The sequence below is a fragment of the Mycobacterium sp. NGS48 genome, from assembly GCF_059812585.1.
The window spans coordinates 226481-240475 of record NZ_JCALCY010000007.1; the positions used below are offsets into that span (position 1 = coordinate 226481).

A 13995-nucleotide genomic window follows, 5' to 3' on the forward strand; every position below is an offset into this window, starting at 1 on the left:
AGTCAAGGACTCAGCGCAAGCAGCAGCCGCACGAGTTCAGCTTGGCGGTGGGTGTCGGTTTTGTCGAAGACGTGTTGCAGATGGGTGCGAACTGTGGTCATGGAGACTGATAGCTCTTCGGAGATCTGCTTGAGGTCCGCGCCGTTCGACATGCGCACCGCCACTTCTGCTTCGGCCTCCGTGAGGTGGTAAAGCCGCCGTAACAGCGCGGCGGTGGGTACAGGTTCGTCCTCGGGGTCGACGATCAAGACCAAGGCCATCGCTTGCCTGGGTGGCTCATCGGCGTCCCGGCGGTGCGAGGGCAGCACGTGAATGATGTAGGGCCGCCTACCGGAGGGCCGCACGCAGACGAGTGACCGGCTTCCGCGAACGGCGGAGGTTCCGCCGGCCAGGGCCTGGTGTAGGGCGCGTTGCAGGCCATGATCGGCGTGCATATTCGTCGCGACGATTCGTCCTGACCGCGTGCAAAGGCCATCCTCGGCGCGGAAGATCCGCTCCGCCGCGGAATTCAGGTTGATCACCAGCTGGTCGCCGGCGACGATGATCATTCCGTGCCGGACAACCTCAAGCGCGCCGGCCAGCTCGATTGCGCTGTCGGCCAACGCAGTCAGCTTGTCCTGGGTGCGTACCGCCTGCTGCAGGTGTTCGACCAGCCCAGTCATCAACTGCACCCGTTCGGGGGTGTCAAAGGACTGTCGCGCTGATGTCACAAGGAAAGTCGTGGGCCGGTCGCGGCCGCCGGTCAACCGGACGAACAGCCCGTCTTCGAATTGGTTGGTGCGCATCCAGTCGGCGTAGAACTCATCGTTTCGATTGGGAACCAAAATTTCTGGGCCGGTCCGCACAGCGCCGACCGGTCCTTTCTTGACGGCGGCGACCACATAGTCCAGTCGGTGGTAGTACTTCGCATAACTTTCGAGTGCTGCGACGGGGATGGTCGAATTACGGAAAGACCAGGAGTCATCGCCCATCAGAAGCGAACCGCCCGTTGCGCCGAGCGCGCGATGAATGTCGCGGATCGCCGGCTCCCAGTGTTGCGGAGTGACCGCCGCCGCGTAGATGCCTGATACTAGGCGCGAGAAATCCTCGACCGTGACCATCGCCTGGTCTCCGCGTCGCCGGTCAGCATCTCTCCGTGAACCTGCCTAGGTGGAAGCCCGCCGCGAAAAGCAGCTGAATCTCCGTCATTTGAATGAGGTTTCGGACCTCCCATGGTGGTTGTCTTGCGATGTAGTGATCGAGCATGAAGGGATCCGCATATGCCGCACGTATTACCGCGACCCTCGGAGAGACTCGATGTCGGAGCCCGGCGTCCCGCGGAAAGCTCCCGGAAGCGCACTCCCACAACGGTCGTCGTTACCGAACAGGAAGTTGTCTTCAGCAGCGCGGCAGCACTGTCGTTGCCGCCGAAGGTAACTGGCCGTCGTCGGCTCAACGAAAGGCTGATTGCCGCGATTGGCTGCATGCTCACCCCGCTGCCCGAGCCACGACGGCACTACCCGCCGCGTGAACCGAATTATTTCGAGGCCGCGCGGATGTCTCGCGAGATGGACCGCCTATAGAGCCGGGCCAGCCCGGGCTGGCACCACCGCCTCGCAACTTCTCGTATCGCAGCTGTGTTGATCACTCGACTATCCCGCGGCCGCGCCAAGGTGGATAGGGTAATCGCCTACCCCAATCGGGTGACCCGTCAGGACGTCCCGGTCCGGTCGGCATACGATTTGCGCTTTGTGACGTCGACGTCCGAGCTGAAGACACGCTCGGTGCCCAGCGCACGGCCGAGCGCCTCGGATACCCGCTGCGGCACGAATCGCTGAGACAGCAGCATGACACCCATCGAACGCGGTACCACCACGCGGCGTTTCGGTTTGCCGACCAGCCCTGCGACCGCGTTGGCAACCTCCTCGGGTTCGGCGTTCCTGAGTCCCTTGGCGTGACCAATGCCGGCGATCATCTCGGTGTTGGTCAACGTCGGGAGGACCGCGGAGAACTCGACGCCGCTACCACGGTTTTCCAGGCGGACCGTGTCGGTGAATCCGAGCACCGCATGCTTTGTCGCGCAATAGGTGGCGATGCCGGCCGTCGGCAGCAGGCCGCCCACCGAAGCGATGTTGATGATGTGACCGTGACCGCGGGGCACCATGCGTTCGGCAGCCAGTTTGGTGCCCAGGATCACGCCGTAGACGTTCACATCGAGCAGCCGCTTGGTGACGGTGTCGGCCTCGTCGACCGCGTCGCCCACCGCGATGACCCCGGCGTTATTGACCAACACGTCGATAGGTCCGAGCTGATCTTCCACGGTGTCGAGAAAATTGCTGAAAGATCGGCGTTGCGTCACGTCCAATCTGCCGTGAAACTCGAGGCCCAACCGGCCGGCGGCCTCCTTGCCAGCGGATTTGTCGACATCTCCGATGGCGACCTTGGCGCCGAGGCCGTGCAGTACGCCGGCGGTAGCCAAGCCGATCCCGCGAGCGCCGCCGGTGATGACAACGATCTTTCCCGACACAGACATAGGTCGCATCCTGTCATGGTCACCGTGCGCCGACACCCGAGTCGTGCTGCGGTAGGAATGACGGGTGTCCGATCCGCCCGTGCTGCTGCTCTCGACGTCCGACACCGACCTGATCACCGCCCGTGCCAGCGGGGCGAACTATCGGTGGGCCAATCCCGCGCGACTGCTGCCCGATGAACTACCTGAGTTGCTCGATGACGCCGACATCGCCGTGGTCCGCATCCTTGGCGGCTACCGCGCCTGGCAGGACGGCATCGACACCGTGCTGGCCAGCGGCATCCCCGCCGTCGTGGTCAGCGGCGAGCAGGCTCCGGATGCCGATCTGACCGAGCGGTCCACCGCGCCGGCTGGAATCGCCCTGCAGGCGCATCTCTACCTGGCTCAGGGTGGGGTGGCCAATCTGCGCCAACTGCACGCCTTCCTGTCCGACACGCTGTTGATGACCGGCTTCGGGTTCAACCCGCCGGCGAGCACGCCGACCTGGGGGCTACTGGAACGGGCCCGGGCAGAAACGCAGGGCCCGACCATTGCCGTGCTGTACTACCGTGCGCAGCAGCTTGCTGGCAACACCGCCTACGTCGAAGCGCTGTGCGACGCGATCGAAGCCGCCGGCGGACAGGCGCTGCCGGTCTACTGCGCGTCGCTGCGCACCGCCGAGCCCGACATGCTGCAAACCCTCGGCGAGGCGGACGCCATGGTGGTCACCGTGCTGGCCGCCGGGGGAGCCAAACCCGCGACGGCGGCTGCCGGGGGTCTGGATGACAGCTGGAACGTTAAACACCTCGCCGCGCTGGACGTCCCGATCCTGCAGGGTCTGTGCCTGACCAGTTCCCGCCAGCAGTGGCACGACAACGACGACGGGCTCAGCCCACTGGATGTGGCCAGCCAGGTCGCCGTCCCCGAGTTCGACGGGCGCATCATCACGGTCCCGTTCTCGTTCAAGGAGATCGACGACGAGGGGCTGATCTCCTATGTCGCCGACTCTGAACGCTGCGCGCGGGTGGCCGGGCTGGCGGTCCGCCACGCCCGGCTGCGACACCTTCCGCCCGCCGAAAAGCGGGTGGCCGTGGTGTTCTCCGCCTACCCGACCAAACATGCCCGCATCGGCAATGCGGTCGGCCTGGACACGCCGGCCAGCGCCGTGAAGTTGTTACAGGCCATGCGCGGGCACGGGTATCACGTCGGCGAGCTGCCCGGCGTCGACGCGCAAGACGGCGACGCGCTGGTGCATGCACTGATCGAACGCGGCGGCCAGGACCCCGATTGGCTCACTGAAGGCCAGCTGGCGGGCAACCCGATCCGGGTGTCTGCCAACGACTACCGCGCCTGGTTCGCGACCCTGCCCGCCGACTTCACCGAAGCGGTGCAAAAGCATTGGGGGCCACCGCCGGGCGAGTTGTTCGTCGACCGGTCCATCGACCCGGACGGCGAAATCGTCATCGCCGCAATGCAAGCCGGCAACCTCGTGCTGATGGTGCAGCCGCCACGCGGCTTCGGCGAGAAGCCGGTGGCGATCTACCATGACCCCGATCTACCGCCCAGCCACCACTATCTGGCCGCCTATCACTGGCTCGACACCGGGTTCGGCGCCGACGCCGTCGTGCATTTGGGCAAGCACGGCAACCTGGAGTGGCTGCCGGGCAAGACATTGGGCATGTCGAGCGGGTGTGCATCCGATGCCGCACTGGGCGATCTGCCGCTCATCTACCCGTTTCTGGTCAACGACCCCGGTGAGGGCACCCAGGCCAAGCGCCGCGCGCACGCCGTGCTCGTCGACCACCTCATCCCGCCGATGGCCCGCGCCGAAACCTACGGCGACATCGCCCGGTTGGAGCAGTTGCTCGACGAGCACGCCACCATCGCCGCGTTGGATCCCGGTAAGCTGCCCGCGATCCGTCAGCAGATCTGGACACTGATCCGCGCGGCCAAGATGGACCACGACCTGGGATTGGCCGAGCGCCCCGAAGATGACTCGTTCGACGACATGCTGCTGCATGTCGACGGTTGGCTCTGCGAGATCAAAGACGTTCAAATCCGCGACGGGTTGCACATTCTCGGCCAGACACCGCAGGGTGAGGCCGAACTCGACCTGGTGCTGGCGATCCTGCGGGCCCGCCAACTGTTCGGCGGTGAGCACTCGGTGCCCGGGCTGCGCCAGGCACTGGGCCTCGCCGAGGACGGCACCGACGAGCGGTTGTCGGTGGACGAGGCCGAAGCGCAGGCTCGGCAGCTGGTCAAAGCGCTGCAGGACACCGGGTGGGACCGCGACGCCGTGCAGCACCTCACCGACAACGCCGACGTCGCGGCAGTATTGCGATTCGCCGCCACCGAGGTAGTCCCGCGACTCGCCGAGACCGGCGCCGAGATCGACCAGGTGCTGAAGGCACTGGACGGCCGGTTCATTCCGGCCGGGCCGTCGGGTTCGCCGCTGCGCGGACTGGTCAACGTGCTGCCCACCGGTCGCAACTTCTACTCGGTTGACCCCAAAGCGGTGCCGTCGCGGTTGGCGTGGGAAACCGGTGTGGCCATGGCGGATTCGCTGCTGACTCGCTATCGCAATGACCACGGGGAGTGGCCGCGGTCGGTCGGGCTGTCAGTGTGGGGCACCTCCGCGATGCGGACGGCCGGTGACGACATCGCCGAAGTGCTTGCTCTGCTGGGGGTTCGGCCGGTCTGGGACGACGCGTCGCGGCGAGTCGTCGGACTCGCGGCGATCCCGCTGGCCGAGCTGAGACGGCCCCGGATCGACGTGACGGTGCGGATCTCCGGGTTCTTCCGGGACGCCTTCCCGCACGTGGTGACGATGCTCGACGACGCGGTGCGGTTGGTTGCCGACCTCGACGAGTCCGACGACGAGAACTACGTGCGCGCACACGCTCAGGCCGACTTGGCGCAGCACGGTGACCAACGCCGGGCCACCACACGCATTTTCGGATCGAAACCGGGAACCTACGGCGCCGGGCTGCTGCAGCTGATCGACAGCCGCAACTGGCGTGACGACGCCGACCTGGCGCAGGTGTACACCGCATGGGGTGGATTCGCCTACGGCCGCGCGTTGGACGGCTGTGCTGCCACCGACGACATGAACCGGGCCTACAGGCGGATCACCGTGGCCGCCAAAAACACCGACACCCGCGAGCACGACATCGCCGATTCCGACGACTATTTCCAGTACCACGGCGGCATGGTGGCCACGGTTCGGGCGCTGACCGGACAGGCGCCGGCCGCCTACATTGGCGACAACACCCGACCCGATGCGGTTCGCACCCGCACCCTCTCGGAGGAAACCACCCGGGTGTTTCGCGCCCGCGTCGTCAACCCGCGCTGGATGACCGCGATGCGACGGCACGGCTACAAGGGCGCCTTCGAGATGGCGGCGACCGTGGACTATTTGTTCGGCTACGACGCCACCGCGGGCGTGATGGCCGACTGGATGTACGAGCAGCTCACCGAGGCCTACGTGCTGGACAGCCAGAACCGCAAATTCATGGCCGAGTCCAACCCGTGGGCGCTGCACGGCATGGCCGAACGGCTACTGGAGGCGGTCAGCCGCGGAATGTGGGCGGACCCGCAATCCGACACCCTCGACAGCCTGCGCCAGGTGCTGCTGGAAACCGAAGGCGACTTGGAGGGCTGACCCCCTTGGCGCTCGCGGCAGAAGGTGCCTCGCGCGCCGGTAGGTTCGAGGCCATGGCCCTCACCTTTGCCGACCTTGCCAAGTCGCAGTACATCTTGTTGACCACCTTCACCAAGGACGGCCGGCCCAAGCCGACCCCGGTCTGGGCCGCCCCGGACGGCGACCGACTGCTGGTCATCAGCCAAGAGGCGTCTTGGAAGGTCAAGCGGATCCGCAACACGCCGCGGGTGACGCTGGCGATCTGCGATATGCGTGGCCGCCCGAAAAGCGAGGCCATCGAGGCGACGGCAACCATTCTCGAAAAGACCTACAACGGCGCCGTCTACGAGGCGATCGGCAAGCGCTACGGCCTGGTCGGGGCGGTGTTCAACTTCGTCAGCAAAATGCGCGGCGGCATGGAAAACAACGTCGGTCTGGAGCTGAGAGCAGCCGGCTAGGGCTGTTATCCAGGCGCGTCTGCTTGTAGGTGTTCGCCGAAGAATGCGAAGACACGGGCCCAGGCGTCTTCGGTGGCCGCCTCGTTGTAGCCGAATCCGGTGATACGCAGCAACGGCTGGGCGGGAAGCTTGTTCGCGAAGCTGTGGCCGGCCCGCGGATACACCTTGACGTCGTTGGTGATGGTTTTACGGTCAAGCGCGCGTTGCAGTCGTTTGGGAGCGCCGACGCCCAGCGGATCGCGGCTGCCGAAACTGGCCACGATCGGGCACGCCCCGTCGAGCACTTCGCTGAGATTGCGCGGCAGCGGCGTGCCATAGAACGGTGCAGAGGCGCCAAAGCCCTTGGGTGACATCACTAATGCAAATTGCCCGCCCATGCAGAAGCCGGCAATGCCGACCCGGCCTGAGCATTGCGGCAACGACTGCAGATGATCACGGGCGGCCAAGACGTCGTCGAGCGAACGGCCCCGCTTGGTCAACAGTTCCCGCATGACGCGGGTGATGCAGCGCGCCCGGCCACCGCGAGCGAACAGGTTCGGCGTCAGCGCGAGGTATCCCGCTGCGGCGATGTGCGTTGAGATCAATTCCTTGTCGGGTCCGTAGCCAATCGCGTCGTGGACCACCACAACGCCGGGAAACGGGGCCTGCCCGTCGGGAATGTCCAGCAACGCATCGATCGGCCCGGCAGGCGTGTCCATCTGGATGGTCGTCACATCAAGCATCTAACCGCGCACCCGACGCCGACGGAACTCCCGAGCCGGACGGAAACGTTGGCATGACATGGTGTCGCGACTGTTTCTCGTCTACGCCGTCGTCGAGCTTGCGGTGGTGGTGGCGCTGGCGTCCACAATCGGGCTCGGCTGGACGCTGCTGGTGCTGTTGGGCACCTTCGTGATCGGCACGGCATTGGCCGGTAGGCAGGTCAAGCGCCAACTCACCCGGCTGCGATCCGCCCCGGGCGGCGCCGTCACCGACAACGCAGTGATTGCCCTGGGCACGATGCTGGTCGTGGTGCCGGGCCTGGTCACCACCGCGGCGGGGGTGCTGCTCCTCCTGCCGCCGACGCGGGCCGCCGCCCGGCCGCTCTTGACCGCGATGGCAGCCCGCCGCGTCGGCCGGCCGCTGATCACCGTCACCACGCTCGGCGGCGAACGATTCGCAGACAACCGAGACTCCCGCGACGACGTCATCGACGGCGAGGTCATCGACATCACCGACGTGCAGCCGCCCGCCTTCCCGCCCCGCCGCGACTGACCGCCCCATAGGTTTGCAGTGTGACGACGCTGCTGTGCAACGGGCGCATCCACAGCCCGAGTCATCCCGATGCCACGGCCATGGCGGTTCGCGACGGCGTCGTCGCCTGGTTGGGCAGCGACGACGTCGGCCGCGACCAGTTCGCCGATGCTGACGTCGTCGATCTCGACGGCGGCTTCGTCGCCCCGGCGTTCGTGGACAGCCACATCCACCTGACCGCCACCGGATTGACGCTCAGCGGACTGGACTTGCGCTCGGCCACCTCGCGGCAGCATTGCCTGCGGCTCATCGCCGACCATGCCGCCGCCCACCCCGATCACATGGTGTGGGGCGACGGCTGGGACGAATCCACCTGGCCCGATAGCACCCCGCCGACCACGGCCGACCTCGATGAGCTGCTCGGCGACCGGCCCGCCTACCTGGCCCGGGTCGATGTGCACTCGGCGCTGGCCTCGACCGCGCTGCGCCGTCAGATCCCCGATCTGCGAGAGGCGGCCGGTTTTGCCGAACAGCTGCCGCTGTCGGGCGAGGCGCACAACCTGGCCCGCGCCGTGGCCCGCGACCAGCTGACCCGCATTCAGCGGGCCGGGGCCCGCGCCGCGGCCCTGGATGCCGCCGCCGCGGCCGGCATCGTCGCCGTCCACGAATGCGCCGGTCCCGACATTGGTGGCCTGGCCGACTGGCAGGAGCTGCGCGCTAGCGAGCACGGTGTCGACGTGATCGGCTACTGGGGTGAAGCCGTGACCAGTGCCACGCGGGCCCGCGAACTGCTGGCCGAGACCGGCGCCCACGGCCTGGCAGGCGACTTGTTCATCGACGGCTCGGTGGGCTCGCGCACCGCCTGGCTGCACCGGCCCTATACCGACGCCGCGCACAGCGTCGGCGACTGTCACCTCGAGCCGGACGCCGTCGCCGCGCACGTCCGCGCCTGCACCCAGGCAGGTGTGACCGCGGGTTTTCATGTCATCGGCGACGCCGCCGTGACGACAGCGGTCGACGCCGTCGAGCAGGTGGTCGACGAGTTCGGCGTCGTCGCCGTCGCGCGGTGCGGGCACCGGCTGGAGCATCTGGAGATGGTGACCGTCGACCAGGCGGCCAAACTGGGCGCCTGGGGCGTGATCGCGAGCATGCAGCCCAACTTCGACGCGCTGTGGGGCGGCGACGAGGGCATGTACGCGCGTCGGCTCGGTGTCGACCGAGGTCGGCAGCTCAATCAATTCGCGCTGTTAGCATCCCAAGGCGTGCCCCTGGCGTTTGGATCCGACGCACCGGTAACGGGCCTCGATCCGTGGGCAACCGTGCGCGCGGCCGCCCAGCACCACAATCCGGATAGCGCGGTATCCGTCCGCGCCGCGTTCGCCGCCGCCACCCGCGGTGGTTGGCGGGCCGCTGGAGTGCGCGACGGGCTGACCGGGACCTTGACACCGGGCGCGACCGCCTCCTACGCCGTATGGGAGGTCGGCGAACTCGAGGTCACCGCACCGCCCAACGCCGTCCAGCGGTGGTCGACCGATCCGCGGTCCCGGGTGCCCGCCTTGCCGCGGCTGAGCCACGCCGAGGCGTTACCGCGCTGCCGGCAAACCGTGCATCGGGGCGCGGTCATTTATGGCTAGGGGAAAACGGCGCCGCCACGACACCACCGAAATCATCCCGGCGATCGGTGACGACTACGACGACGACGCCGGCGAGGCCGACCTCGGCCAATCCGATGCGCCCGCCGCCGGGCAGCAACTCCTCCCGAAGTTGAGCATCGCGGCACGGACGCGCTTGGCCGGCGCGGGCGCGGCGCTGCTGGCCCGGCTGCCGGGCGTCGGCCGTGCCCTTAAGCCCCGGCTCACCCGGCTGGCCGCCACGATCGCCGCCGCTCTGCTGCTCTATGCCAGTTTTCCGCCGATCAACTGGTGGTGGGCCGCGGTCGTCGCATTTGCGGTGCTGGCCTGGGTACTGACACGGCCCGCCACCACACCGGTGGGCGGATTCGGTTACGGGTTCCTGTTCGGGCTGACGTTCTACCTGCCGCTGCTGCCATGGATCAGCACGCTCGTCGGCGTGACGCCGTGGATAGCGCTGGCGACAGTGTCCGCCCTGTTTCCGGGCCTGTTCGGCCTGCTGGCCGTCGTGGTGCGTGATCTGCCCTGGTGGCCGATCTGGTTCGCGACGGTGTGGGCGGCGCAGGAGTGGCTGAAATCGACCGTTCCGTTCGGCGGATTTCCCTTCGGTGTGGTCGCCTTCGGTCAGACCGAGGGACCATTCCTGCCGTTGGTCCGACTCGGTGGGCCTCCGCTGCTGTCGCTGGCGATCGTGCTGATCGGTTGCAGCCTGACCGCGATCGTGCGGGAAATCGCGTTGTGGTGGCAAACCGCCAGGGAGGCCGGCGCGGACCTCGAGGCGGTCGAAAGACCGCCGGCGGTGGTGCTGCCGGCGGTCTGCATCTGCCTGGTGTTCTTCGCTACCGTGGTCATCTGGCCGCAGGTCCGGCACTCCGGAACCGGGTCGGGCAACGAGCCCGCCGTGACGGTCGCGGCGGTGCAGGGCAATGTGCCCAGACTCGGCCTCGACTTCAACGCGCAACGCCGGGCGGTGCTCGACAACCACGTCCGGGAGACGCTGCTGCTGGCCGGCGACGTACGCGCCGGTCGCGCGCCGCAACCACAGTTCGTCATCTGGCCCGAGAATGCGTCGGATATCGATCCGCTGGCCAATCCCGACGCCGCGCAGCAGATTACGGTGGCGGCGGACGCGATCGGGGCGCCGATCCTGGTCGGCACCGTGCTCGATGTCCCGAATCGGCCGCCGGGTGATTCGGCGTACACCAACACCGTGATCGTGTGGAATCCGGCCACTGGGCCCGCCGAACGCCACGACAAGCTGATCGTCCAGCCGTTCGGTGAGTACCTGCCCTGGCCGTGGCTGTTCCGCCACCTGTCGGGATACGCCGCGTGGGCCGGCCACATGGTGGCGGGCCAAGGCACCGGGGTCGTACACGCGGCCGGTATTCCGATCGGGGTGGCCACCTGTTGGGAAGTGATCTTCGACCGCGCCACCCGTCAATCAGTACGCAACGGCGCGCAGCTACTGGCGATTCCCAGCAACAACGCCACGTTCAACCAGGCCATGAGCGAGCAGCAGCTGGCCTTCGACAAAGTGCGCGCGGTGGAACACGATCGATACGTCGTCGTCGCGGGCACCGTCGGGATCAGCGCCGTTATCGCTCCGGATGGCCGCGAGCTGGCCCGAACCGACTTTTTCGAGCCCGCCTACCTCGACACCCAGGTGCGCCTCAAGACGGCACTGGCTCCGGCGACCCGCTGGGAGCCGATCATCCAGTGGATCCTGGTGCTGGCAGGCATCGGGGCGGTTCTGGGCGCAATACTGCAGAATGGATGGTTCCCGCGTCCGAGTCGTCGCCGATTCCGGCCGGCGAAGTCGGATGTGCCTACGGAAGACGCCGACGACAGTCCGTCCGACCACCGTGACGAGGATCCGCTCGAAGACGACGACCCGCTCGACCAGGGCGGCCGACATTCCGCCCGGTGAGGGCCAGACCGAGGAGCCATATGACGGGCGACCGTCCCACCCAGCACACCCTGGTGATCATTCCCACGTTCAACGAGCGTGAGAACCTTCCCCTCATCGTGCAGCGCCTGCACCAAGCACGTCCCGACGTCCACGTACTCGTCGTTGACGACAGCAGTCCCGACGGCACCGGAGAGCTTGCCGACGAGCTGGCGTCGGCCGACTCCGGGCGGATCCATGTGATGCACCGCACCACCAAGGACGGCCTGGGCGCCGCCTACTTGGCAGGTTTCGCCTGGGGCCTGACCCGTGGGTACTCGACACTGGTCGAGATGGACGCCGACGGCAGCCACGCGCCCGAGCAGCTGCACCGGCTGCTGGAGGCCGTCGACGCCGGAGCCGATCTGGCCATCGGTTCGCGCTACGTCGACGGCGGATCCGTTCGCAACTGGCCGTGGCGGCGCATCGTGCTGTCCAAGGTGGCCAACACCTATTCGCGGCTGCTGCTCGGGATCGGTGTGCACGACATCACCGCCGGCTACCGCGCCTACCGGCATGAGGTGCTGGAGAAAATCGACTTGAACGCCGTCGACTCCAAGGGCTACTGCTTCCAGATCGATCTGACGTGGCGCACGGTCCGCAACGGCTTCTCGGTCGTCGAAGTGCCCATCACCTTCACCGAGCGTGAACTGGGCGTGTCGAAGATGAGCGGCTCCAACATCCGCGAAGCGCTGGTCAAAGTTGCCCAGTGGGGGATCAGCGGCCGGCTCCACCAACCGCGAGCGGGCATGTCCCAGATGCAACGCAGATAATTCCCGGTTCTGCGCACCTTCGCACCGGCGCGCAGAAGGCGATCAGCTGCCGCGACGGCGCGTTTTGATCAAATCGAGGCGCTCCTTGAGCAATTCCTCGAGCTCCTCCACCGAACGGCGCTCCAGCAACATGTCCCAGTGAGTGCGAGGCGGCTTGACCTTCTTCGGCTCGGGCAGATCACCCTCGATCAGGGTGCCTTCCATACCGTTGCGGCACAGCCAGGTGCCGGGAAGCTCGGCGTCGTCGGCGAACGGGACGTCGAACTCTTCACCGTTTTCGGTGCGGTACCGCGCAACCCGCCGCGGCGCCAGGTCGTGGTTGCGGTCGGTCTCGTAGCTCACGGCTCCGAGGCGACTACCCCTCAGGACACGATCAGCCATGGACCCACTCCTTAATTCTCTGCGCTAAATCTCTTCGGGCTGAGAACGCTACGACGGACTATGTAGTTCCCAGGTGCGATTGCGACGCGACCTTCCATGATACCGGGAGGCCGACGTAGGCCGGGCTAAAGTCGGGCGCGTGACCCGTCGCACGCGACCGCAACCGTGCCGCTGGTGCGGTCGTGACGTCGCGGACACCGGGATGGGACGTCGCAGGCAGTACTGCCGCCAGTCCTGTCGACAACGCGCCTACGAGCAGCGGGCCTCGATCAATGGCGGGCCGGGCTCGGCGCTGCCGCCCGATTCCGTGGTGCTGTCCGCCGACGAGGCCGCCGACCTGTCCGACCGCGTCTACCAGGTGCGATGCGCTGCCGAGGATGTCGCAACAGCGCTCGACGAAGGAGCCGCCGCCACAGAGCTGCGTGAACTCTGCGACACGCTGATGCGAGCGGCCAGGGCGGCCGACGGCTGGCGCTGACCGCGATAGTCCGAGACCAACCGGAGAACAGGTACAGTCGCGCCATGGATCGCTGGGCTAGGCCGGAATAGGGGAGGACCGAGCCCGCGGAACTGTCGTGACGTGGCTCGTCACGTCAGAGGTCGCGTCCGCGTTCGGCGGCGACCGGCGTTAAGCGAGAGGTAAACAATATGGCTGACCAACTCCAGCATGCGACCGAGGCGCTGCGCAAAGCGCTGGTCCAGGTGGAGCGGCTGAAGCGCAAGAACCGCGCACTGCTGGAACGGTCCGGCGAACCGATCGCGATTGTCGGGATGTCCTGCCGATTTCCCGGCGGAGTGGATTCCCCCGCGGGGCTGTGGGACATGGTGGCCGACGGCCGCGACGTGATGTCCGAGTTTCCCACCGACCGGGGCTGGGATCTGGCCGGGCTGTTCGATCCCGATCCCGATGCGCCGCACAAGTCGTACGCGCGGGCCGGGGGATTCGTCGACGATGTCGCGGACTTCGACGCCGGCTTCTTCGGGGTGTCGCCCAGTGAGGCGCTGGCGACCGACCCGCAGCATCGAATGCTGCTGGAGTTGTCGTGGGAGGCGTTGGAGCGGGCCGGGATTGACCCGAGCGGGCTGCGGGGCAGCGCCACCGGCGTGTTCGCCGGGATCATCGTGCAGGGCTACGGCATGCTCGCCGAAGAGATCGAGGGCTACCGGCTCACCGGCATGACATCCAGTGTCGCTACCGGGCGGGTGGCCTATGTGTTGGGGCTGGAAGGGCCGGCGGTGTCGGTGGATACCGCGTGCTCGTCGTCGTTGGTGGCATTGCACATGGCGGTGCAGTCGCTGCGCTCCGGGGAGTGCGACCTGGCGTTGGCCGGCGGAGCGACGGTCAACGCCACGCCGACGGTGTTCGTCGAGTTCTCCCGGCATCGGGGCCTGTCGCCCGATGGTCGCTGCAAGCCCTACGCGGGCGCCGCCGACGGGGTCGGCTGG

At 67.2% G+C, this 13995-nt stretch carries 10 protein-coding genes and 1 pseudogene; 7 read left to right on the forward strand and 4 right to left on the reverse strand.

The genetic code is table 11. From position 1 onward, the window contains the following. Positions 1-2: 2 nt before the first annotated feature. A complete protein-coding gene (locus AC5Y42_RS15510; protein ID WP_499899334.1) occupies positions 3-1100 on the reverse strand; it encodes a helix-turn-helix transcriptional regulator in 1098 nt (365 codons plus the stop codon). 590 nt (positions 1101-1690) lie between these two features. After that, the gene (locus tag AC5Y42_RS15515; RefSeq protein ID WP_499899336.1) at positions 1691-2512 is read right to left on the reverse strand and encodes an SDR family oxidoreductase; all 822 of its coding nucleotides are present in this window, start codon (positions 2510-2512) and stop codon (positions 1691-1693) included. A 64-nt stretch (positions 2513-2576) separates the two neighbouring features. Here AC5Y42_RS15515 and cobN point away from each other — a divergent pair, with 64 nt between their 5' ends. Both cobN and AC5Y42_RS15525 read left to right on the forward strand, forming a co-directional pair. Continuing rightward, the gene (gene cobN / locus AC5Y42_RS15520) at positions 2577-6149 is read left to right on the forward strand and encodes a cobaltochelatase subunit CobN (protein ID WP_499899337.1); all 3573 of its coding nucleotides are present in this window, start codon (positions 2577-2579) and stop codon (positions 6147-6149) included. Between the two features lie 53 nt (positions 6150-6202). Next, positions 6203-6586 (forward strand): PPOX class F420-dependent oxidoreductase, encoded by a 384-nt coding sequence (locus AC5Y42_RS15525; protein WP_499899367.1) that lies wholly within the window; start codon positions 6203-6205, stop codon positions 6584-6586. Between the two features lie 5 nt (positions 6587-6591). Here AC5Y42_RS15525 and AC5Y42_RS15530 read toward each other — a convergent pair whose 3' ends face one another. After that, positions 6592-7299 carry a dienelactone hydrolase family protein gene (locus AC5Y42_RS15530; RefSeq protein ID WP_499899339.1) on the reverse strand — a complete coding sequence of 236 codons (708 nt, stop codon included), beginning with the start codon at positions 7297-7299 and terminating at the stop codon, positions 6592-6594. A gap of 67 nt (positions 7300-7366) precedes the next feature. On the opposite strand from AC5Y42_RS15530, the gene AC5Y42_RS15535 reads away from it, so the two are divergent. The 3 genes and pseudogenes from AC5Y42_RS15535 (at position 7367) to lnt (ending at position 12168) form a co-directional block, all read left to right on the forward strand. Continuing rightward, positions 7367-7840, forward strand: a complete 474-nt coding sequence (locus tag AC5Y42_RS15535; RefSeq protein ID WP_499899340.1) for an FxsA family protein — start codon at positions 7367-7369, stop codon at positions 7838-7840. An 80-nt stretch (positions 7841-7920) separates the two neighbouring features. After that, the gene (locus tag AC5Y42_RS15540) at positions 7921-9453 is read left to right on the forward strand and encodes an amidohydrolase (protein WP_499899368.1); all 1533 of its coding nucleotides are present in this window, start codon (positions 7921-7923) and stop codon (positions 9451-9453) included. After that, positions 9446-12168 (forward strand): annotated as a pseudogene (gene lnt / locus AC5Y42_RS15545) (apolipoprotein N-acyltransferase). Before AC5Y42_RS15540 ends, lnt begins: the two are co-directional and overlap by 8 nt. Before the next feature lie 42 nt (positions 12169-12210). Here lnt and AC5Y42_RS15550 read toward each other — a convergent pair. After that, positions 12211-12549 carry an RNA polymerase-binding protein RbpA gene (locus AC5Y42_RS15550; protein WP_499899341.1) on the reverse strand — a complete coding sequence of 113 codons (339 nt, stop codon included), beginning with the start codon at positions 12547-12549 and terminating at the stop codon, positions 12211-12213. A 139-nt stretch (positions 12550-12688) separates the two neighbouring features. Between AC5Y42_RS15550 and AC5Y42_RS15555 the strand changes: the two genes are divergently transcribed. Continuing rightward, complete coding sequence (locus AC5Y42_RS15555) at positions 12689-13027, forward strand: hypothetical protein (RefSeq protein ID WP_499899342.1); 339 nt, start codon at positions 12689-12691, stop codon at positions 13025-13027. 170 nt (positions 13028-13197) lie between these two features. Continuing rightward, positions 13198-13995, forward strand: a 798-nt coding sequence (locus AC5Y42_RS15560) for a beta-ketoacyl synthase N-terminal-like domain-containing protein (protein WP_499899343.1), incomplete at its 3' end; no start/stop codon positions are given.